This window comes from Bacillus velezensis (assembly GCF_001461825.1).
Taxonomy (GTDB): domain Bacteria; phylum Bacillota; class Bacilli; order Bacillales; family Bacillaceae; genus Bacillus; species Bacillus velezensis.
Window position 1 is genome coordinate 139,073 of record NZ_LLZC01000001.1, and the last position, 22,846, is coordinate 161,918.

19 protein-coding genes are annotated in these 22,846 nt (G+C 47.1%); 10 read left to right on the forward strand and 9 right to left on the reverse strand.

Going from position 1 to position 22,846, the window contains the following annotated elements; genetic code table 11:
* Positions 1–53: 53 nt before the first annotated feature.
* The 3 genes from putP to AR442_RS00685 all read left to right on the forward strand — a co-directional run bounded on the left by putP (position 54) and on the right by AR442_RS00685 (position 4,110).
* Positions 54–1,508 (forward strand): sodium/proline symporter PutP, encoded by a 1,455-nt coding sequence (putP, locus tag AR442_RS00675; RefSeq protein ID WP_014416862.1) that lies wholly within the window; start codon positions 54–56, stop codon positions 1,506–1,508.
* Between the two features lie 157 nt (positions 1,509–1,665).
* Positions 1,666–2,901: a proline utilization transcriptional regulator PutR gene (gene putR, locus AR442_RS00680; RefSeq protein WP_003156600.1), complete on the forward strand. Its 1,236-nt coding sequence runs from the start codon at positions 1,666–1,668 to the stop codon at positions 2,899–2,901.
* Positions 2,902–3,099: 198 nt separating this feature from the next.
* On the forward strand, positions 3,100–4,110 hold the full coding sequence (locus tag AR442_RS00685) for an NAD(P)/FAD-dependent oxidoreductase (protein WP_014416863.1): 1,011 nt from the start codon (positions 3,100–3,102) through the stop codon (positions 4,108–4,110).
* Between the two features lie 54 nt (positions 4,111–4,164).
* Here AR442_RS00685 and cobA read toward each other — a convergent pair whose 3' ends face one another.
* The 5 genes from cobA to nirB all read right to left on the reverse strand — a co-directional run bounded on the left by cobA (position 4,165) and on the right by nirB (position 13,001).
* Positions 4,165–5,604 (reverse strand): uroporphyrinogen-III C-methyltransferase, encoded by a 1,440-nt coding sequence (cobA, locus tag AR442_RS00690; RefSeq protein WP_014416864.1) that lies wholly within the window; start codon positions 5,602–5,604, stop codon positions 4,165–4,167.
* Positions 5,605–5,670: 66 nt separating this feature from the next.
* Positions 5,671–5,991, reverse strand: coding sequence for a nitrite reductase small subunit NirD (nirD, locus tag AR442_RS00695; protein ID WP_014416865.1), 321 nt, complete (start codon positions 5,989–5,991; stop codon positions 5,671–5,673).
* A 20-nt stretch (positions 5,992–6,011) separates the two neighbouring features.
* Complete coding sequence (gene nasD, locus AR442_RS00700; protein ID WP_014416866.1) at positions 6,012–8,429, reverse strand: NADPH-nitrite reductase; 2,418 nt, start codon at positions 8,427–8,429, stop codon at positions 6,012–6,014.
* A gap of 119 nt (positions 8,430–8,548) precedes the next feature.
* The gene (gene nasC, locus AR442_RS00705) at positions 8,549–10,681 is read right to left on the reverse strand and encodes an assimilatory nitrate reductase catalytic subunit NasC (RefSeq protein ID WP_053285441.1); all 2,133 of its coding nucleotides are present in this window, start codon (positions 10,679–10,681) and stop codon (positions 8,549–8,551) included.
* Positions 10,674–13,001: a nitrite reductase large subunit NirB gene (gene nirB, locus AR442_RS00710; RefSeq protein ID WP_053285440.1), complete on the reverse strand. Its 2,328-nt coding sequence runs from the start codon at positions 12,999–13,001 to the stop codon at positions 10,674–10,676. The genes nasC and nirB overlap by 8 nt, the downstream gene beginning before the upstream one ends.
* A 181-nt stretch (positions 13,002–13,182) precedes the next feature.
* Between nirB and AR442_RS00715 the strand changes: the two genes are divergently transcribed.
* From AR442_RS00715 to AR442_RS00740, 6 genes are all read left to right on the forward strand, one after another.
* Entirely contained in the window at positions 13,183–14,388 is a 1,206-nt protein-coding gene (locus AR442_RS00715; RefSeq protein WP_014416869.1) for an MFS transporter, read from the forward strand.
* Between the two features lie 189 nt (positions 14,389–14,577).
* Entirely contained in the window at positions 14,578–15,780 is a 1,203-nt protein-coding gene (locus tag AR442_RS00720; RefSeq protein WP_014416870.1) for a GTP-binding protein, read from the forward strand.
* A 64-nt stretch (positions 15,781–15,844) separates the two neighbouring features.
* Entirely contained in the window at positions 15,845–16,981 is a 1,137-nt protein-coding gene (locus AR442_RS00725; RefSeq protein ID WP_007609290.1) for a zinc-dependent alcohol dehydrogenase, read from the forward strand.
* 14 nt (positions 16,982–16,995) lie between these two features.
* On the forward strand, positions 16,996–17,430 hold the full coding sequence (locus AR442_RS00730) for an RDD family protein (protein ID WP_014416871.1): 435 nt from the start codon (positions 16,996–16,998) through the stop codon (positions 17,428–17,430).
* A gap of 116 nt (positions 17,431–17,546) precedes the next feature.
* Positions 17,547–17,825 carry a YckD family protein gene (locus AR442_RS00735; protein ID WP_263612330.1) on the forward strand — a complete coding sequence of 93 codons (279 nt, stop codon included), beginning with the start codon at positions 17,547–17,549 and terminating at the stop codon, positions 17,823–17,825.
* A gap of 103 nt (positions 17,826–17,928) precedes the next feature.
* A complete protein-coding gene (locus AR442_RS00740) occupies positions 17,929–19,365 on the forward strand; it encodes a glycoside hydrolase family 1 protein (protein WP_014416872.1) in 1,437 nt (478 codons plus the stop codon).
* Between the two features lie 40 nt (positions 19,366–19,405).
* On the opposite strand, the gene AR442_RS00745 is transcribed toward AR442_RS00740, so the two are convergent.
* The 4 genes from AR442_RS00745 to hxlA all read right to left on the reverse strand — a co-directional run bounded on the left by AR442_RS00745 (position 19,406) and on the right by hxlA (position 21,782).
* On the reverse strand, positions 19,406–19,804 hold the full coding sequence (locus tag AR442_RS00745; protein ID WP_014416873.1) for a competence protein ComJ: 399 nt from the start codon (positions 19,802–19,804) through the stop codon (positions 19,406–19,408).
* Positions 19,805–19,824: 20 nt separating this feature from the next.
* Positions 19,825–20,262, reverse strand: coding sequence for a NucA/NucB deoxyribonuclease domain-containing protein (locus tag AR442_RS00750; protein ID WP_003156588.1), 438 nt, complete (start codon positions 20,260–20,262; stop codon positions 19,825–19,827).
* Between the two features lie 330 nt (positions 20,263–20,592).
* Positions 20,593–21,150: a 6-phospho-3-hexuloisomerase gene (hxlB, locus tag AR442_RS00755; protein ID WP_014416874.1), complete on the reverse strand. Its 558-nt coding sequence runs from the start codon at positions 21,148–21,150 to the stop codon at positions 20,593–20,595.
* Positions 21,147–21,782, reverse strand: a complete 636-nt coding sequence (gene hxlA, locus AR442_RS00760) for a 3-hexulose-6-phosphate synthase (protein WP_014416875.1) — start codon at positions 21,780–21,782, stop codon at positions 21,147–21,149. The genes hxlB and hxlA overlap by 4 nt, the downstream gene beginning before the upstream one ends.
* A gap of 231 nt (positions 21,783–22,013) precedes the next feature.
* On the opposite strand from hxlA, the gene hxlR reads away from it, so the two are divergent.
* Positions 22,014–22,376: a transcriptional activator HxlR gene (gene hxlR / locus AR442_RS00765; protein WP_007409352.1), complete on the forward strand. Its 363-nt coding sequence runs from the start codon at positions 22,014–22,016 to the stop codon at positions 22,374–22,376.
* The last annotated feature ends 470 nt before the right edge of the window (positions 22,377–22,846 follow it).

Below are 22,846 nucleotides of genomic sequence, written 5' to 3' on the forward strand. Positions count from 1 at the left end.
ATTTCACCATAAACATATAAAGCGGAGGAGGAAATGCCATAGCAAACATTCAGTTGATTATTTCCATTTGTATTTATATGGCGGGTATGCTGTTTATCGGTTATTTCGCCTACAGACGGACGTCAAATCTGACGGATTACATGCTCGGGGGGCGTTCTTTAGGCCCTGCCGTCACAGCGCTCAGCGCGGGAGCGGCGGATATGAGCGGATGGCTCTTGATGGGGCTTCCGGGTGCTATGTTCTCGACAGGATTAAGCGGCGCTTGGATTGTGCTCGGGCTTGTGCTCGGGGCGTGGGCGAACTGGCTTTTCGTGGCGCCGAGACTGAGAACGTATACCGAAAAAGCGGGGAATTCCATCACCATTCCGGGTTTCCTTGAAAATCGTTTCGGTGATCATACGAAGCTTCTCAGACTGTTTTCGGGTCTTGTCATTCTCGTCTTTTTCACATTTTACGTATCATCCGGCATGGTCTCAGGAGGCGTCTTATTCAACAGCATTTTAGGGTTGAATTACCACACGGGACTGTGGGTCGTGACAGGCGTCGTTGTCGCCTACACCTTGTTCGGGGGCTTTTTGGCGGTAAGCTGGACGGACTTTGTTCAAGGGATCATTATGTTTGCGGCGCTTATTCTCGTGCCGATTGTGACGATTTTCCATACGGGCGGCCCGGGGGAAACCGTTGCCGATATCCGTTCCGTCAACCCGGAACTGTTTAACATGTTCAAAGGGACGACCGTCCTTGGCATTATTTCTTTATTTGCGTGGGGGCTCGGCTATTTCGGGCAGCCGCATATTATTGTGCGCTTTATGGCGATCACATCTGTGAAAGAAATCAAACGCGCCAGACGGATCGGAATGGGATGGATGATTTTGTCTGCACTAGGCGCGCTGTTTACGGGTCTTGCGGGAATCGCGTATTACCACCAGCACGGACTGAAGCTGGCTGATCCGGAAACCATTTTTATTCAGCTCGGCAACATTCTGTTCCACCCGATTATTACGGGATTTCTCATTTCTGCGATTTTAGCGGCCATTATGAGTACGATTTCGTCTCAGCTGCTCGTTACGTCCAGTTCTTTAGTGGAGGACTTGTATAAGTCCATGTTCAGGCGTTCGGCTTCTGATAAGGAACTCGTATTTCTGGGGAGAATGGCAGTGCTTGCGGTGTCAATCATCGCTTTGGTGCTCGCCTGGGAGAAAAACAACACGATACTTGGTCTTGTCAGCTATGCATGGGCGGGATTCGGCGCGTCATTCGGGCCGGTCGTACTGCTCAGTTTATTTTGGAAACGGATGACGAAATGGGGGGCACTCGCCGGCATGATTGCGGGAGCGATTACCGTAATCATTTGGGCGAATGCCGGTCTTTCAGACTTTTTGTACGAAATCATTCCGGGCTTTGCTGTAAGCCTTGCCGCTGTATTTGTCGTCAGCTTATTGACACAGGCTCCGTCAAAAGATGTCACAGATCAGTTTCATGATTACCGTGATACACTTTCTCAATAAAAGCAAGGAACGAGAGGAAGAAGGGACCGCCCTTTTTCCTCTTTTCACGATACAGGCTTTCGGATCGTTCCGTTTTGGGAATATGTGAATTTTTTTCTATACAAAAAGTCACCCCGCAGAGTATGATAAAGATAAAAAGAGCATAGGAGAAATAGGTATGGAAGAGCTTTTAGAGAGAGTTTTTTCATTTACGGACATTGATAAATTAATTGATTTCATCAGTTATGAATTGCAGAAGCCCGTTATTCTGGAAAGCGCGGATTTCTTTTTGCTTGCCTATAATTCTTATTACATTAATCACTTCGACTCCGCCAACCAGCAGACGATATTTTCAAAAAAATGCCCCGTGCAGATTTTTGAAAGGTTTCTGAAAGACGGGGTGATCGAAAAGCTGAAAACCGTTCCTGAACCGTTCCGTGTCGAAAAAATAGACAGTATCGGACTGAATCAGAGAGTGGTTGTAAGCGCAAAACATAAAGGGGAAGTGATGGGCTACATCTGGATTCAGGAGCTCGACCGAAACTTGACGGACGAGGAGCTCGATTTTTTATATGAAACTTCATTCCATGTCGGAAAAATCATCTATAAAACGAACCGGCTGAAACAGGAAAAAGAAGAGAGAGCGGAAGACCTGGTGAAACGGGCGATCTTTCAGCAATTCTCCTCTGAAAAGGAGTTCAGGCGGGAAGCGGAAAAGATGAACGCCGTGCTGCCGTCGGTTTTTTCAGTAGTCGTCCTGCACGCCGCAAATGGGGATGGGGAGGCAGTCGAAGATGTGAAGGAAAATATCAAATCGTACTTGAATTTGCGGGATAAAGTCAGTCACGTCTTAACCATTGATTCCAATATTGTCATCGTCGTCGCAAGCTTCTCGCAAAAAAGCTCCGGCACTTCGGCAGCATCTGAATTCATCCACAAACTGCTGACTCATTTTCACTTTCAGAAGATCCCCACTCCCATCTATATCGGAATCGGCAATGAATACAGCAGCATCCTGAAGCTCGGCAAAAGTTATATAGAGGCCCTTGAAGTCATAAAGGCCGCCGAAATTACCGGAAACCAGGAAAATATCCCGTATGAATACAGTAAGCTCGGGATTTACCGCTATCTTGAAAGCATCGAAGAAAAAAACGCCTCACTGGAATATGTAAACGATGATTTAGCGTTATTAAAAGCCAAAGACAGAGAAAGCAGTACCGAACTGCTGAAAACGTTAGAAATCTATCTCCTCAATAACTGCAAAACAAAACCAGCCGCAGAACAGCTTTTTATTCATCAAAACACATTGAACTACCGTATCAAACAGATTCTTGACATGACATCAATTAATTTAAACGACTTCAGGACAAGGTGCCAGCTGTATCTCGATATTATGCTGATGAAAAAGAGATAAAAAAGAAACCAGTCGCCGTACTGGTTTCAGTTTTAATACCTTCCCGCTTATCAATCTCAGAACCTCACTTCTGAATCACTCCTTTCCCGCAAGATGAGAAATGAATAAACACTGCTCCTCAATATGTGTTATACTTTCATTGATATTGATTCTCAATTAAAAATTTATGAAGTATAGATATAAACGGGAGGCACAACGATGGCGGAAAATCATGAGGTGTACGACGTCACGATTATAGGCGGAGGCCCGATCGGCCTGTTTGCGGCTTTTTATTGCGGGATGCGCGAGCTGAAAACGAAAGTGATCGAGTTTTTACCGCGGCTCGGGGGGAAGGTGTCTATGTTTTTCCCTGAAAAAATCATCCGTGATATCGGCGGAATACCCGGGATTGCCGGGGAACAGCTGATTAAGCAGCTGAAGGAACAGGCTGCGACATTTGAGCCGGATATCGTGTTGAATCAGCGGGTGACCGGATTTGAACGGCTGGATGACGGAACCATTGTGCTGGAAAGTTCCGAAGGGGAAAAGCACTATACACGCACGGTGATTTTGGCCGTCGGCATGGGGACGCTTGAGGTCAATGAACTTGACAGCGCGGATGCGAGCCGTTATTCGGGAAAGAACCTTCATTATAAGGTGGAGAAGCTTGATGCGTTTCAGGGGAAGCATGTCGTGATTTCCGGAGGGGGAGATACCGCGGTTGACTGGGCGAATGAGCTGGAACCGATTGCGGCGTCTGTTACCGTCTTGCACCGCAGGGAGGAGTTCGGCGGTTTGGAAAGCAGCGTGGCGAAAATGAAGCGGTCTTCCGTGCGGGTGCTTGCGCCGTATCGTCTGAAGCATCTCAACGGCACCGGAGAACGAATCGAGAGCGTCACCATTTGCCAAACTGAGTCCGGACTTTCTGAAGTCATCAAGCTTGATGAGCTCATTATCAACCACGGGTTTAAAATTGATCTCGGTCCGATGAAGGACTGGGGGCTTGAGATAGAAGAAGGCAGGATTAAAGCTGACAGACATATGCGGACGAATCTTCCGGGCGTGTTTGTCGCCGGTGACGCCGCCCATTATGAAAGCAAGCTCAGATTGATTGCGGGCGGTTTCACGGAGGGGCCGACCGCCGTGAACAGCGCCAAAGCCTATTTGGACCCGCAGGCGGAACAGATGGCGATGTATTCGACTCACCATAAAAAATTGGTGACACAATAAAAAAGGCTGACCCCCGATGTTGAGTCTGGGGGGTCAGAAAAGCATTCCGGCGTATCAGCTGTGAACGAGCATGTCTTTCATTTCATTTCGTATAAACGCAAATAACTGCTCCTGGTTTTTCACAGCGGTAAACCCGCAGCCGGCGGGGACGTCTTCGCCCATGCAGATGACGGGAGGGCGGTTTGCCGACGGATCCGGTGATATGCCGATTTGTTTTCCGGCGCTGATCAAATGCTGAGCGGATTCTTTGCCCGTACAGATAATCATTTGCAGAGGAGACTCACTGATCGTGCGTTCGATCATGGAAGTGAACCGCTCATCTGCGATATGTTCATGGGTGATATAAAGCGGGCATGATTTTGAGTCTGACAAGTTTTCTGCTGCTTGACGGCTTCCTACAATGAGCGAATGCGGAGAATCAATTTGACATTCGGATAGGAGAAAGCCCCGTTTTGTCAGTTCCGTCTTTGCGGCCTCAGTTGCTGCATTCAGGCTTGCGGTCACCCGGCGGATGTCGATCTGCTTGAAAGCCAGTGTATCAAAGAATTCGCATACCGCAAGGCGCGATGTGAAAAATAGTTGTTCAAAGGTGCTGATCTGATTCAGGATGTTTTCGTTTGCGGGCATTTTTTTAACGATCCGCTTCGGCCATTCAATAACATCGGCGCCATACTCGCGCAGCTTGTCTGTCAATGTATGTTCTTCATCGCCATGAGTGACAACCATGATATGCCGCCCGATGAACGGTTTGCTTTCAAACCAGCTGTGTGTTTGAAAATTGACAATATCACCGATGACGATAATGGCAGGGTTGGTGATGTTTTGGCTTTGAACTTTTTCATGGATGTCCTGAAGCGTTCCTTTAACGCTCCGCTGCCGCCCCCACGTCCCCCATTGAATGACGAGTACGGGAACGGAAGGGGATTTTCCGTACTCCGTAAGCTGCCGGCATATAAATGACAGATTTTTAACGCCCATGTAAAACACAAGCGTTTGAACGCTTCGGGCAAGCCCTTCCCAGTCGAGATTCGGCCTGCCTTGCAATGATGTATCATGAGCGGTGATCATCGCGAAGGACGAAGCGAAATCACGATGGGTGACGGGGACTCCCGCATACAGCGGCGCTGCGATACCCGAGGTGATGCCGGGCACCATTTCGTAGCGGATGCCGTGCCGATGAAGCGCCTCTGCTTCTTCGCCGACTCTGCCGAACACACTTGGGTCTCCGCCTTTCAAGCGGACGACGGTGCAGCCCTCCGCCGCTTTTTCAATCAGCAGGGCATTTATCTCAGACTGTTTCATAAAATGGCGGTCGGGCAGCTTTCCGCAATAAATGAACCGGCAGTCCGGTGAGGCATATTCAAGAAACTTTGGGTTTGCGAGCCGGTCATACAAAATGATATCCGCTTTCTCCAGAGCCTGTTTTCCTTTTACGGTGATCAGCCCCGGGTCTCCTGGGCCGGCACCGACAAAATATACGATTCCGTTTTTCATGATGGCGTCATCCCTTCAGCAATTTAAAAAATGAAGGACCACTTGAAAAAGTGATCCGGTCTTTGCTCAATACAGGAGGTATACATTCTCTCCTTCAATCAGTGTTTCGTATGTTTTGACACAGCCATGATCCGGCTCTTGGACTTTTCCGTCTTCTAAGGAGATTTTCCAGTCATGCATCGGGCAGAAGACGTATTCTCCGCTGACGATGCCTTCAGCCAGGACGCCCCCTTTATGGGGACAGCGGTTTTCGACGGCGCGGACGCTCCCGTCAGAAAGCTTAAATACGGCAAGCTCTTTATCTTCTATATATACGGTTTTTCCTAACTCCTCGGGTAATTCGTTTACTTTGCCTATGCAAATCTTTGTCATATCTTTATTAACCATGTCCGTTCCCCCTTATTGTTTTATGAAGTCGTGACGACATTCTCGAATAGATCTTTAGATGCTTTTTTATCTTTAAGGAAGTATTGCCACGGATCTTTGTGAACAGAGAGTGTTTCATTCATTCTGTCGTTGAGCTCCTGCCGTTTTTCCGGATCGTTTAATACGGATTGGACATGAGATAAACCGACGCGCTCAAGCCATGCGGATGTCCGCTCCAGATAGTTTGCCGTTTCTCTGTAGTACTGAAGGTAAGCCCCCGCATATTCTAAGACTTCTTCATTCGTTTTTACTTTCATCAGCAAATCACCGGCGCGCAAATGGGTTCCGCCGTTTCCGCCGACATAAAGCTCCCAGCCTCCGTCGATGCCGACAACGCCAAGGTCCTTAATGCCTGATTCCGCACAGTTCCGAGGGCAGGCGGACACGGCCATTTTGACCTTATGAGGCGTATTGAGCCCTTCGAATTTTTTCTCAAGCGCAATGCCCAGTGCCATGGAGTCTTGCGTGCCGAAGCGGCAGAATTGTTCGCCTACGCACGTTTTTACCGTGCGGAGTGTTTTTCCGTACGCGTAGCCTGACGGCATATCAAGCTCGGCCCATACTTTCGGCAGGTCTTCTTTTTTGACGCCGATGAGATCAATCCGCTGGCCGCCGGTCATTTTAACGAGCGGGATCTCATATTTGTCGACGACATCGGCGATCTTGCGGAGATCCTGAGAGTTGGTTACGCCGCCGTACATCCGGGGAACGACTGAGTATGTTCCGTCTTTTTGAATATTGGCGTGCATCCGTTCGTTCACAAAACGGGATGTTCTGTCATCCTCGTATGTAGCCGGATTAATCATGCCTAAGTAGTAGTTGAGGGCAGGACGGCATTTGGAGCAGCCCTCCGGCGTTTTCCAGCCGAGCACGTTCATGATTTCTCTTGTATGGGACAGCCCTTTGGTCCTGATTTCTTCTACGACTTCATCTCTCGACAGTGATGTGCAGCCGCAAATCGCTTCTTTTTGCGCGGACGCGTCAAATTCTGAGCCCAGTGTATATTGAAGAATGTCTTCCACGAGCGGTTTACAGCCTCCGCAGGAACGGGATGCCCCGGTGCATGCTTTGATTTCGTCCGTTGATGTGCAGCCTTTTTCCTGAATGGCTTGAATAATCGCGCCTTTTGAAACGCCGTTGCATCCGCAGATGATTTCATCGTCGCTCATCGCCGCGGTCATGCTTGCGCCTGCTTCCTGATCAAGAGGCTGTAAGATTGATATTTTGGAGGTTTCAGAGATATCGGCTTCTTTTTGAATCATTGAAAACAGGCGGCTGCCCTCGCTGCTGTCTCCGAACAAAACAGCGCCGACAATTTGATTGCCCCTCAGGACGATTTTTTTATAAATGCCGTCCTGCTCATCGAACACTTTAATCGCTTTTTTGTCCTCTGATTCGTTAAAGTCACCGGCAGAGAAGACTTCGACGCCTGATACCTTTAATTGAGTGGAGAGAACGGAGCCTTCATACGGTTTTGTTTCAATGCCGCAAATATGCTTTGCGAGCACTTTTGCCTGTTCATAGAGCGGCGCCACAAGACCGTATGCGATTCCGCGGTGCTCGGCACATTCACCGACCGCGTAAATGTGCGGAATGTCAGTCTGCATATAATCATTAACAATGATTCCGCGGTTTACCGGAATGCCGCTTTCTGTGCCAAGCTGTGTATTCGGGCGGATGCCGACCGCCATGACGACCAGGTCAGCTTCGATGCTTGTGCCGTCTTTGAAGCGTACCCCTTCGACACGGTCAGTACCGAGAATTTCTTCTGTTTGCTTTTCAAGGAAAAAGGTCATGCCTTGTTTTTCTAATTCGTTTTGCAGCAGGCGTCCCGCCGCTGCGTCAAGCTGGCGCTCCATCAGGAATGGGGCGAGGTGGATGACAGACACGTCCATTCCGAGATTCAGCAGTCCGCGTGCGGCTTCCAAACCCAGCAGTCCTCCGCCGATGACGGCTGCTTTTTTATATTGTTTTGACGCGGCGAGCATCGTGTCGGTATCTTTTATGTCCCGGAATGCCGTGACGCCTTGTTTGTCTGCGCCCGGAATCGGAAGGATAAAAGGGACAGAGCCTGTCGCCAGGATGAGTTCATCGTAAGGCTGGATTCTGTCTGCATCGGTGATGACGGTTTTGTTTTCCGTGTCGACTTTGATGACTGTTTCACCGGTATACAGCTGAATGTTGTTTTCTTTGTACCAGTTCCAATCGTTTAACGTAATGTCTTGAATGTCGGTATCGCCTTGCAGCACTTTTGACAGAAGGATTCGGTTATAGTTGGGATGAGGTTCGGCCCCGAATATTGTAATCTCAAATTCGTCTTTTGAAACACGCAGTATTTCTTCAATCGCTCTTACCCCGGCCATTCCATTTCCAACAAGGACTAGCTGTTTTTTTCCCATCAGATGATCCGCTCCTTATCTTTGTTTTTTTTAGCGTAGCACAGCAAAAACAAATATTTAAGATGCATGTTATGAAATGTAACAAAAAATACTAAAAAATCTAAAAATTTTATGAAAAATTATATAGGGCTGATTCGTACCGCGCACATCTTAAAACCGGGCATTTTACAGTCCGGGTCCAAGGCTTCACCAATTAAATCGTTGACGTTTTGCGTGTCAGACCAATGGATGGGGACAAACAACGTGTCTTTTCGTACGTTCTCCGACCATCTGCTCCGGACCGTGATGCTGCCCCGGGGGGATTCTATCTTCACGAGAACACGGTCTTCGATATGATAGTCGGCCGCCGTTTTTGGGTGGATTTCCACAAAGGATTCGAAATGTCTTGCAGCCAAGGCAGAGCTTTTTCTCGTTTGGACGCCTGTTAAGTAGTGAGACATGACTCTGCCTGTCGTTAAATAAAGCGGATAATCGGCTGTCGGCTTCTCTTTCGGGATGGCCGGTTCGTTTGGAATCACACTTAATGCCGCTTTTTGATCCGGATGAGCAAATGATTCTGTAAACAAGCGCCCGGTTCCGGGATGATCAGATTCCGGACACGGCCAATGAATGCCGCCTTCACGTCTGAGCCTGTCGTATGAGATGCCTGAATAATCGGCAATCCCGCCTCGGCTCGCTTCTCTCAATTCATTAAAAATATCCTCCGCTGACGTATAAGAAAAGTAGCGGCCCTTGCCGAGAGCGGATGCGAGATCACAAATGATCTGCCAATCATGCTTTGCTTCGCCGGGACATGGCCGGCTCGCTTCTCTTAATGTCACGCGGCCTTCTACATTTGTCATCGTGCCTTCATCTTCTAAGTAAGAGGAGGCGGGTAAAATCACATCCGCGAATGCCGCGGTCTCAGAAATAAATAAGTCAACTGCGACAAAAAATCTCAGTTTCTTGATTGCCTGCTTGACGAAATTCGCATTTGGGCCGGAAACAGCCGGATTGGAACACATGAGAAACAGTCCTTTGATGTCGCCGCTATCTATTTTTTCTATCATTTCATAGGCTGAGACGCCTTTTCGCGGCAGCTCATCCTGATGAATCCCCCACACCTTCGCAATATGCGCCCGGTGTTCTTCAATTTCGATAGAACGGTAGCCCGGAAGCTGATCCGCTTTTTGGCCGTGTTCTCTCGCGCCTTGTCCGTTGCCTTGACCGGTAATCGCCCCGTAACCTGAGAAGGGCTTGCCGATTTTTCCGGTGATCAGCACCATATTTAAGAAAGCTTTCACCGCCGCGGTACCGTCAGTCTGCTGTTCGATCCCCCGCGCTGTAAACAGCATGCCGGATGTTTCCTTGGCAAACTTCACGGCGGCCTTTCGCATATGCTCCAAAGGAACACTTGTCTGCTCGGAGATCTCTTCCAGATCCAAAGCGTCGGTATGCCGTTTGAGCTTATCGAATCCGTTTGTGCGTGTGCGGATAAAGTCTTTGTCTGTAAGCTGTTCGTCAATGCAGATTTTGACGAGTCCGTTTGCCAGGGCGGCGTCTGTGCCGGGCTTGATTTTCAGGTGAAGATCGGCTATTTTGGTCGTCGCCGTTTCCCGGGGATCAATGGCGATAATGTAAGCCCCGTTTTCTTTCGCTTTATCAAAATACGGCATGATCGTCGGCTGGCATTCCGCGATATTGGTGCCTGCCAGGATGATGACACGTGTATGCGGAATGTCCGATAATGGATTCGTCAGGCCCCTGTCCGCGCCGAATGTCTGGCCGGCCGCCGTTGCTGCGGCAGACATACAGAGCCGCCCGTTGTAATCGATGTATTTCGTCTGTAAGCCGACCCGTGCGAACTTTCCAAGCAGATAGGCTTCTTCATTTGTAATTGAGGCGCTCCCATAGACGGCCATCGCATCATTGCCGTGTTCGGTTTGGATCAGATTGATTTGTTCCTTTATGCGATTCAGTGCTTCAGCCCAAGAGACAGGCACAAATTCACCGTTTTTTTTAAGCAGGGGGCGTGTAATGCGGGAAGAGTGCACGGCATGCTGATGGGCATTCATGCCTTTTGTACATAAACGGCCATGTGTCGTCGGATTATCAATGCCGATTGCAGTGTATTTCTTCCGTGCCGCGAAGGTTTGTTCCGTAAGCTGCATTTTGCATTGCATGCTGCAGAACGGGCATTGCGTCTCATATGTTTTTTCCGATTGGACATCTTGCAGTTTGTCACGGAAATAACGGAGCATCGGTTCAGTCAAAAAGCTTCATCCTTTCGTATGGCGTTTTCCCGGCAGACAGGTTTTGCAGCAGGGATATGTCTGAACGGAGATTTTTCAGAAGCTGTGTCCGCATATCTTCTTCAAACAGCATTTCTCTGATATGGACGAGGCCGAGTCTGTCAACCCATTGATAAATCGCTTCGTTGTAGTGAGCCGTTTCGCGATAATATTGAATAAGGCCTTTCATCATAGCGGCGGTACTGTCTTCGTTATTCGTCACACAAAAAAGGCTGCCGGCGCGGGCTTGTTTTCCGCGGACGCCCCCGATATAAATTTCCCAGCAAGTTTGTGTCTGAAGCACGCCGATATCCTGAATGTAAGCATCGCTGCAATTGTTTTCACATGACAAGCTGACGGATACATAAGCGGGGACGGCAAGTGTGTCGGTATCTCGTTCAATCCTGCTTGCCAGCTCTTGAAAGGAGCGATGCTGTCCGCACGTACATGCTTTGATTTGAATCGTCCAGCGGTGCCGGGGGGAGAAAACCGGCATGTTCAGTGCTTTTCTGATGCTTGCAAGGTCATTTGGCCTGATTCCGGAAAGCTTCAGCCGGTGACTGTCAGTAATTGAAACGCCGGGGATGCCGTATGTTTCAATGACGTTTGCGATGTTTTTGAGCTCTCCCGCACTTGTCAGTCCGCCGTACATTTGCGGAATCAGGGTGCATGTCTCTTCTGCCGATATTTCATTGAACTGCATAAAATCAGGCCGCATCCTTTCCAGGTAGTAGTGAAGCGCCGGAATACAAATGCGGCAGCCGTTTTCTGTTTTCCAGCCGATCACTTCCATCACCTCGGCGGTATCAGTGAATGGACGGCGCCGAAGTTCGGCGATGACTTCTTCTTCCGTCAAATCGGTGCAGCCGCAAAACGAAGGCTGGCGGGAAGGTTTTGTGTAATCATCGCTTGCCATATACTTCAGCAAGTCTTCGACGAGCGGTCTGCATCCCCCGCAAGACCCGGACGCTTTTGTCATGTGCTTCACTTCCTCCGCGGTTTTTAAGCCATATTTGTTCACCGCTTCTTCAATGGAGCCCTTGGTCACTGAGCTGCATTGGCAAATGGTTTCATGGAGAGGCATGGATTCAAAGGATATACCGCCTTGATCGGGTTCCATGAGCTGTTTTTTCACGATGGAAATGTCCCTTTGCTTCACAAGACTGTCGAGAAGCCGATGTTTACCGCGCGTGTCCCCGAATAAAATAAAGCCGGCCGGTTTATCGTCCTCAAAGAGCGCTTTTTTGTAGATGCCTGCATGCTCGTCATGGAGCAATATGCCGGCTGTGTGTTCATCCTCGTGCACCTTTCCTGCCGACCATACATCAATACCGGCTATTTTTAAGGCCGCAGATTGTGCAAAGCCTTGAAACCCTTCGCACGGAACGCCGCATAGATGCTGTGCGAGCACTTTTCCCTGTTCATAAAGCGGTGCAGCCAATCCGTATACAATCCCGTCATGCTCCGCGCATTCACCGACGGCATACACATTCGGTTTGTTCGTCTGCATGAATTGATTGACGATGATTCCTCGGTTCACTGAAAGTCCGGCAGATGCAGCCAATCGGATATTGGGCCTCACACCGGCGGCCATGACAATCAGGTCTGCTTCTATGGAAGAACCGTCTTTGAAACGGATGCCTTCCGCCCGTGAGTTTCCTGTAATGGATGCCGTGTCTTTCTCTAAAAGAAAGACTAAGCCTTTTCGCTCCAGTTCTTTCTGCAGCAGATGGGATGCCGTTTGATCAAGCTGTTTTTGCATAATGGCGGAAGAGTGGTGAATGACGCTGACGTCCATGCCGAGCTGCCGTAAGCCGACGGCCGCTTCAAGACCTAATAAACCGGCGCCGATGACCGCCGCCTTTTGATACCGGCCGGCCGCATTGATAAGGGATTGGCAGTCTTCTATTGTCCGAAAGCCGTACACACCTTCTTTCTCTGCTCCGGGTATGGGGAGAATATAAGGAGAGGAGCCAGTTGCCGCGATGAAATGATCGTAAGTCATGCTGCGCTTCCGATCCGTTGTGACAACCTGCCGTTCTGTATCAATGTGTACAACCGTTTCTCCCGTGTAAAGCGTAATTCCGTTTTTTTCGTACCATTCGCGGCTATTCAGCGTAATGTCATCAAGCGAAACCTCACCTTGTAAAACGGAGGATAAGAGAATGCGATTGTAATTGGGATGAGGTTCGGTTCCGAAAATAACAATCTCAAACATGTCACGGTTCATCTTTAAAATGTGTTCAATACAGCGGATTCCGGCCATTCCGTTCCCTGCAACAATTAATCGTTGTTTCTTCATTCGGCAAACCTCCTTTGCAGCTGCCTGTAAGTTTTGCTTCTCTATGAGAAATTATGGCACATTGCCTGATTAACGCATTAAATGTGTCGCATTATCTTACACATGTCTTTTCCGGTGAATGCCGGTCATATATTCTTGATTCAGCAATTTGAAATGATAGAAGACCGGAAAGGAGAATGTTATGAAGCTGTCGGAATTAAAAACAAGCGGCCATCCGCTCACTCTGCTCTGTTCCTTCTTATATTTTGATGTGAGTTTTATGATTTGGGTCATGCTGGGGGCGCTCGGCGTTTATATTTCTCAGGATTTCGGGTTATCTTCTTTTGAAAAAGGATTTGTCGTGGCTCTTCCGATCTTATCAGGATCTGTGTTTCGGATCATTTTAGGTGTGTTAACGGACAGGATCGGTCCGAAGAAAACAGCCGTGATCGGGATGCTGATTACAATGATCCCGCTGCTTTGGGGGGCATTCGGCGGCCGTTCTTTGACTGAGCTGTATGCGATCGGCATTCTGCTGGGCGTGGCGGGCGCAAGTTTTGCTGTCGCGCTTCCGATGGCGAGCCGGTGGTATCCGCCTCACTTGCAGGGGCTTGCGATGGGGATAGCAGGTGCCGGCAACAGCGGCACTTTGTTTGCGACATTGTTCGGTCCCCGCCTCGCAGAACAGTTTGGGTGGCACAGTGTAATGGGAATTGCGCTTCTTCCGTTGATGATCGTTTTTATACTGTTTATCGTCATGGCGAAGGACTCTCCTGCACAGCCCGCACCGCAGCCGCTTAAAAACTATCTTCACGTTTTCAGGCAGAAGGAGACATGGTGTTTCTGTCTTTTGTACGGCGTCACTTTCGGAGGTTTTGTGGGATTATCAAGTTTTTTGGCGATTTTTTTCGTTGATCAATATCAATTGTCAAAAATCCATGCCGGTGATTTCGTCACAATATGTGTTGCAGCGGGCAGTTTCTTTCGCCCTGCAGGAGGCTGGATTTCAGACCGTGCGGGAGGTGCGAAAGTTCTCGCTGTACTGTTTGTCATCGCGGCTCTGTGTATGGCGGGAGTCAGCAGCCTGCCTCCGCTTTCAACGGTGATCGTTCTGTTGTTTATCGGAATGATGGCGCTCGGTATGGGCAACGGAGCAGTATTTCAGCTTGTCCCTCAGCACTTTGCAAAAGAAATCGGAATGGTGACGGGAATCGTCGGAGCGGCCGGCGGCATAGGAGGTTTTTTCCTTCCCAATATTTTAGGATCATTGAAGCAGATGACGGGAACTTATGCGATCGGTTTTATCTCTTTTTCATGTATCGCATTGCTCGCATTTGTGCTTGTTCTGGCCGCAGGCTATTTTTGGAGAAAAAGCTATGGCACTGAAAACAGTCCTGCGGATGTTTAAGTTTGGGCGGAAGACACGTATGACAGCGTGTCTTTTTTATGATTGATTATTTTTCACTTGATTTTAAACGGAGAATATATCAGAATAAATAGTAACGGTTACGATTTATAACAATGTACATCATGATGAAAAAGGGGCAGGTGCGGGATATAAATCGTAATCATTCTATTTTGTCAGGAGGCTATTTATATGAAAAAAATTCCGGTTACAGTATTGAGCGGCTATCTTGGTGCCGGAAAGACGACCGTTTTGAATCATATTTTACAAAACCGCAACGGTTTAAAAATTGCCGTCATCGTCAATGACATGAGCGAAGTAAATATAGACGCGGGATTGGTGAAGCAGGGAGGCGGCTTGTCAAGGACGGATGAGAAACTCGTAGAATTATCCAACGGCTGTATCTGCTGCACGCTGCGTGAGGATCTATTAGTCGAAGTTGAGAAACTCGCGAAAGACGGCAGATTTGATTATATTGTGATTGAATCAACAGGGATCAGCGAACCGATTCCCGTTGCCCAGACATTTTCTTATATAGATGAAGAAATGGGCATTGATCTGACAACATTCTGCAGGCTGGACACAATGGTGACCGTGGTGGATGCAAACCGCTTCTGGCATGATTTCCAGTCCGGTGACAGCCTTCTTGACCGGAAGGAAGCGGCGGGAGAAGAGGATGAACGGGTGATTGCCGATTTATTAATTGACCAAATCGAGTTTTGTGATGTGCTCATTTTAAATAAATGCGACATGGTGGGCGAAAAAGAGCTTGAACAGCTGGAAACGGTCCTTCGCGCATTACAGCCCCGTGCCAGACTGATCCGGTCCGTCCGCGGAGAAGTGCCCGCCGAATACATATTGAATACCGGTTTATTTGAGTTTGAGGAAGCGAGTTCATCAGCAGGATGGATAAAGGAACTGACGGCAGGTCATGAAGCGCACACTCCGGAAACGGAAGAGTACGGCATCACTTCGTTTGTGTACTCGCGGCGTCTGCCGTTTCATACCGCTCGTTTTGACAGCTGGCTGCATCAATCAATCCCTGACAACATTGTGCGCGCAAAAGGAATTGCTTGGTGCGCAACCCGCAACAGCCTTGCGCTGCTGATGTCTCAGGCGGGTCCGGCGGTTTCGATTGAGCCTGTTTCTTATTGGGTGGCGGCAATGCCGAAACTTGAGCAGGAGCAGATCAAACAGCAGGAACCGGAGATTCTGGAAGATTGGGACGACCAATTCGGAGACCGTCATACGAACCTGGTGTTTATCGGAACAGATTTAGATGAAGCAGCCATTACAAAGGAATTGGATCAGTGCCTGCTCACGCCGTCTGAGTTCGATTCCGATTGGTCGCAGCTTGAAGATCCTTTTCAATGGGATATTCAGCGGGCCGAATAACATACCGGCCAAGTTTAGAAGCAGGTGAAAAGGGAAGGAGTGATGAAAAAGGAGCTGACCAAGTGTGAAAGCACTGACATACCAAGGAAAAGAACATATGGAAGTGAAAGAAGTCCCGGCACCCGCCATTCAAGATGAGAGAGATGTCATCGTTCGAATCACCGCAACCGGGATATGCGGTTCAGACCTTCATTTATATAAAAACGGAATACCCGCCGATCCGGGTTATATCGTCGGGCATGAGCCGATGGGAATCGTTGAAGAAACGGGCAGTCAAGTCAAAAAGCTGAAAAAAGGCGACCGGGTCGTGATTCCTTTTAACATCGGCTGCGGAGAATGTCATTATTGCAAGCACCAGATGGAAAGCCAGTGTGATGAATCAAATCCAAACCCTCATACAGATGCCGGCGGCTTATTCGGTTTCTCGGAGTTTAACGGTAATTATCCCGGCGGGCAGGCTGAATATTTACGTGTTCCTTATGCTGATTTCTCTTCTTTTCTGGTTCCGGCAGACAGTGAGCTTGAAGATGAGCAGGTGCTGCTTCTGTCAGATGTCATGCCGACCGCCTTTTGGAGCGTCCAGCACAGCGGAGTGAAAAAAGGGGATACAGTCGTTATTCTGGGATCAGGCCCGATCGGCTTAATGGCGCAAAAATTCGCGTGGAAAAAAGGAGCTAAACGGGTTATCGCAGTTGATCAAGTCCCGCACCGCCTTGAACATGCGAGACGCATAAACGGAGCAGAGACCTTCAATTTTTCAGAACATGATGAGATCGGGAAACTGCTGCATGAACAAACGTCAGGGGGCGCGGATGTAGTGATTGATTGTGTCGGAATGGACGGCACGCCGCTTTCAAAAGAAAAAACAGAGCAAAAACCGAATCAGTTCGGAACGATCAGTCCGATTCTTACAGCATCAGAAGCCGTTAAGAAGTTCGGAACCGTGCAGCTCACGGGCGCATACATTTCTGAAGCGGACGGCTTTCCGCTCGGCGATTTTTTCACACGCAACGTTTCTTTAAAAATGGGCCAGGCACCCGTTATTCATCTGATGCCGATGCTGTATCAAATGATCGAACAAAATGAAATTGATCCGACGGATATCATTACACACAAAATGAGTCTTGCGGAAGCTCCTGCTGCATATGATATATTTGACAAAAAAGAAGATGGCAACATTAAAGTGATTTTGAAGCCATAGCGAGGAGAAACACGATGAATATTTACAGACCGGCGGGATTTTGGATCAGATTGGGAGCCGTGGTACTCGACTATTTAATTACTTCAGTGCCTTTGGCGATTATTTTTATGCTGGCAACAGGAAAAGATCCGAATGAGAGCGCAATGATCAGCATTATTTTGACTCTTTATGGTATTTTGCTCCCTGTATACTGGAACGGTTATGTTATCGGCAAAAAGATCTGCGGTATCCGCATCGTCAAAAAAGACGGAACTCAGGTAGGCTTTCTCACTATGATTTTGAGAGTGCTTGTGGGCGGCCTGATATATGGCGTGACGTTTGGAATCGGTGTGATCGTGAGCGCATTCATGGTCGGAATGAGAGAAGACAGACGGTCAATCCACGATTTTGTAGCAGGAACGTATGTCACATACGCGCTGCCGGACGAATCGATTGAAAAGAGCGAATAATTTCGCTCTTTTTTTGCATAAAAAATGGATGGGGGAGCAACATATAACAAACGTTAAAGGAGGAAAGAGTCATGAAAAAAGCTGCATTGTCTTTAGCTGCGTTTTTCATTACAGCAATGGTTTTCACAATGCCGGCACACGCCGCCGGAACAAAAATGCCTTCAACAATGTCACTCACGGAACAGCAGAAAAAAGAAATTGAATCACTTGAAAAAGAAGTGCTCGAAAAACGAAAACATGTCATATCCAAATATGTTGAGTACGGGGTCCTGCCGAAAGAAAAAGCAGAACATATTAAACAGCATATGGACAGGCGCTTTAACATGATGAAACAAAATGGGTTTGTCCCGAAGCCTCCGCCTCATAAATTGGAAAAGCGGCATCATCATTCTTAAGCATCCGGCAAGCCGGATGCTTTTTTGTTTTTATCGGGATTGCTCTGAAACGCGTTTCATAACGTATGATATCAATATCATACGCATCAGGAGGATGAAACACATGATACATAAAAAACAGGGCCTGTTCCCTGATACATTTCTATGGGGGTCAGCCTCGGCTGCCTATCAGGTTGAAGGAGCCTGGAATAAAGACGGTAAAGGACCTTCAGTATGGGACTTATTCACGAAAATACCGGGTAAAACGTTTAAAGGCTCAAATGGCGATACAGCAGTCGGCCATTATGAGCGCTATAAAGAAGATATCGCCTTGATGGCAGAAATGGGTTTGAAAGCTTACCGATTTTCTGTCAGCTGGCCGAGAATTTTTCCGAATGGCAGAGGGGAAATTAACGAATCAGGGATCGCATTTTACGAAGACCTGATCGATGAATTGATTTCTAACGATATTGAGCCGGTGCTGACTCTTTATCATTGGGACTTGCCTCAGGCGCTGATGGATGAATACGGCGGCTTTGAATCAAGAAAAATTATTGATGATTTTAATGATTACTGCATTGCGTTATACAAAAGATTTGCCGGCAAGGTGAAATACTGGGTCACGTTAAATGAGCAGAATTATAATTTTCATAACGGGTTTATAACAGCTGCACATCCGCCCGGCGTAAAGGACAGAAAACGATTTTATGCAGCGAATCATATCGCATTTTTAGCTAATGCCAAAGCGATTGAATCCTTCAGACAATATGTTCCTGACGGTTTGATCGGCCCGAGCTTCGCTTATTCACCGGCTTATCCGCTTACAAGTCACCCTGAAGACATAACTGCATTTGAAAACGCAGAGGAATTTATGAACCATTGGTGGCTTGATATGTATTGCCGGGGGACTTATCCGCAAATTCCTTTCAATTATTTAAAGGAAAAGGGCTGGGCGCCCGCCATTGAAGCCGGGGATATGGAATTGCTTGCGAAAGGCAAGCCGGATTTTATCGGTGTTAATTATTATCAGACGATTACGTACGAAAGAAATCCTCTTGATGGTGTATCGGAGGGGAAAATGAACACGACTGGTCAGAAAGGGACAAACCAGGATACCGGTATACCGGGGCTGTTTAAAACGAAAAAGAATCCTAACCTCGTGACGAGTAATTGGGATTGGACGATTGACCCGATAGGTCTGCGCATCGGCCTTCGGCGTATAACGAGCCGCTATGAGCTGCCGGTTTTTATAACAGAAAACGGGCTGGGGGAATTCGATAAAATAGAAGAAGACGGCTCAATTCAGGATGACTACAGAATTGACTATTTACGCTCCCATCTTGAACAGTGCAGAGAGGCCATTAGTGATGGAGTTCATCTCATCGGCTACTGCAGCTGGTCATTCACGGATCTGTTAAGCTGGCTGAACGGCTATCAAAAACGCTACGGTTTTGTCTATATCAATCGAGATGAAGAAGATGAAAAAGATTTGAAACGGATCAGGAAAAAAAGTTTTTATTGGTATCAGAATGTAATTGAAACAAACGGTAAAAGTTTATAAAAGTTCCCTGAGAGAAATATGATTCTCTCAGGGATTTCTTTTACATTGCGGCTGCATCAATAATATACGTATCCGCATGAAGATCGGATATTTCGGCAGGCACTGAATAACAGGTAAGGCTGTATCGGCCTTTCGGAATATTAAAAGAAAGCCGCTTTGACATCACGCTTTCAATCTCAATTCCATCTTTTACAGCCTCAAAGGGAACAGTCGCTTTTTTCTCATAGGATGGTACCGGTTCACTTGTGTTAAGCCTGAGGACGATAAATGCCCTCGTATTTCTCCTTGCTTCAAATGAAACAGCTCCGTCAGCTTCCGCATATCCTTTTTCAATAGCTTCATCGGTCCAATCGATAACAGGCGGTTCTGAATCTTTTTGGAAGATTGTAAATTGATGATAAGAAATGGCCAGTTCTTGCGGTTTCCATGATTTAATCAATGCGCTGTTCCTCCTGTTTTTTACTTGATTTTAAATAATACTCTCGTTCCGTCGGGATCATTGGTAAGCTGGTGTCCGACCCAAGAGCCGGCTCCGCGGTTGTCTGCCGGAGAAATATATTCTACGGAGGCATTATTTCCGCCCTGTTTACAAACCGCCATCGGCCATTCATCCCTATCGTATCCCGTTTTGACAGGCACATGTTTAAGAGATTGCTCACGCCGCTTATGTACTCCGTCTCTGTCAATGGTGCATATGCTGGAATGTCCTTCTTTTATCGCGTCCTTAATATGCTTTGCTGTTTCCGGATATCGATCGGACGGAAATAGGATTACCTTGTCGTAATCACTCTTCTGAACGGTCTGCTCGTTATCTGAGAAAAGATCACCCTTGATCAGGGCCGCGACTGCTCCGGCAATGATGATAAGAACAAGCAGCAGTGCTTTTAATGTTTTCAAGAGTATCAATCACCTCCAGTTTTAAATTGCTGTTAAGCTGGTCCAAGAATAAAGCAGAATCGGCCGGCTGTAAAGCTGTTAAAATATATTTCTCAGCCGCAATTCAGCTGAATATCTGTAAAACCATCCGCACAAATCAACTTTATTCATTAAAAATTCGATCAGAAAGTGTTTTTTGCCGTTTCCTTATTCAGAAATGAACGGTTGCGGCCGTATCGTCAATTGACTTATTATAGCGATAAGCTCACCGGCGAGGTATCTTCGTCTGCGAGTGTCGTGCGAAACAGGACGATAAAAAGACGGCCATCTGATAAGAAGGCCGTCAGCAAATCATTCCAGATTCGCATGCTTTGTAAACATGTCTGCTGAATTCAATTCTTTTTTCTCCATGATTTTTAGAATAACCGCATCGTAGAACAGCAGAAGAGTTTGTTCGAATAAAGAACCCATCGGCTGAATCGTCTTTCTGTCTCCGCCGGTCTCTTCTTTAGGAGAGCCGGGAATCGTTATTGTAAGATCCGCAAGTTTGCCGAGACTTGAAGCGGGGTTAATCGTTAATGCAGTGATGATGCCGTTAAGGTTTTTGGCTTTTTCAGCCGTATGAAGCAGACTTTTTGTTTCGCCTGAGCCTGAGCCGATGATGACGAGACCGCCTTCTTGGAGGGGAGGGGTAAGCGTCTCACCGACGATGTAAGCGTTCAGGCCGATGTGCATCATCCTCATGGCGAACGCTTTAGCCATAAAGCCGGAACGTCCCGCTCCGGACGTGAAGATTTGATCTGCCGATAAAATCAGATCCGCAAGCTTGTCAGCTTCACTGTCGGCTATTAATGCTGCGGTGCGGGATATTTCATTTAGTATTTCATGTAAGTATTCAGTCGTTTTCATGATCCTTGTGTGATCAGCTGTTTCATTTTAGCAGCAGCATCCGCTTTATTGTCAGCTCCCGTAATGCCTCCGCCGACAATGATTAAATCTGGGTTTTGTTTGATGGCTTCAGGAAGCGTATCAAGTTTAATGCCTCCGGCAATTGCGGTTTTAGCGCTCTTGACCGCTTTTTTAATCGCCGTCAGTTCCTCGAATGAATTTTTTCCTTCTGCTTGAAGATCATAACCTGTGTGAACACAAATATAATCAACACCGAGTTGGTCAATTTCTTTTGCCCGTGTTTCAAGGTTTTTTACGTTAATCATGTCGACGAGGATTTTTTTCTGCTGTTTTTTTGCTTCGGCAACCGCCCCTTTGATTGTTGAGTCGTCTGTCGCCCCTAAAACGGTGATGATGTCGGCTCCCGCTTCTGCCGCTTTCATGATCTCGTAACCGCCTGCATCCATGATTTTAAGATCGGCAAGCACTTTCAAGTGAGGAAAGGCTGTTTTCATTTCCTGCACGGCTTTCAGTCCTTCATTAATGACAACGGGAGTGCCGATTTCTACAACATCTATATATTGTTCGACCTCTTTCACAAGTTCAATTGCTTCCGGGATATTTACTAAGTCTAATGCCAGCTGTAATTCCACTTTATATCCACTCCTCTTTTTCATGTATTTCCATTCTATAGAGTGCCCCGCATGTTGAGAAGTACGCACTTTGAAGTCTAATAGTTACTTTGAGGATACTGTCCCCGCAGGCAATGCGCTTTGTTTCAGCAAAACTGCGTGGTAGTATAAACTGACGAAAGTTGTGTGAAAAAGTAAGCGTGTATGAATAGATGATAACCGTACAAAAAGTAAGAGGAAGGAGAATTGTCCGTGAGCCGAATGGATGAGAAAACGTTTAATTGCGAAAAGGAATTGACGCTTGCCGTGATAGGCGGGAAGTGGAAAATGCTGATTATGTGGCACTTGGGAAAAGAAGGGACGAAGCGGTTTAATGAGCTGAAAGCTTTAATTCCGGATATTACGCACAAAATTCTTGTGAATCAGCTCAGGGAGCTGGAGCAGGATCTGATCGTTCACAGGGAAGTTTACCCTGTCGTCCCTCCGAAAGTGGAGTATTCTTTAACGGCGCAAGGAGAAAGCCTTATGCCGATTCTGGACGCCATGTATAAGTGGGGAAAAGATTATATGGAATTAATCAACATTGATAAAACTGCAATAAAGGAATCTTTTTGAAGTGCTCTATATAAAATAGAGTGCTTTTTTTGCGGTTTAATGAAATCATATTGCGAACATTCGGACTGTCTGTTTCGGTTCTTGCGCTGTTTTTCCGGGTCAGATTACGTACATAAATTTTTTTTATTTCTGCCATAACTGGATATTCGACAGATTTTCATTATAGTTTAAAGATTTTTAATTTTACGTAAATAATATTTTTGAAAATAAATTGCGGGATGCCGCAAAATACCCTCTGGATTTGTCGGATTTTTTTTCGGTGTGCCGCATGAAACTTTTCACCCATTTTTCGGTGATAAAAACAATATTTTCATATAAAGTGAACGTAAGTAGATATATAGAAATACATGCAGAAATAGGTAAACCTTTCGTGCTTACAATCAATGGCTTTTTGTCTTGATTTCTCATAAATTTGATGCCGTATTTCGGACTGCGCGGGTGAACGGATGACGGATTTCGGCGGTGATTGA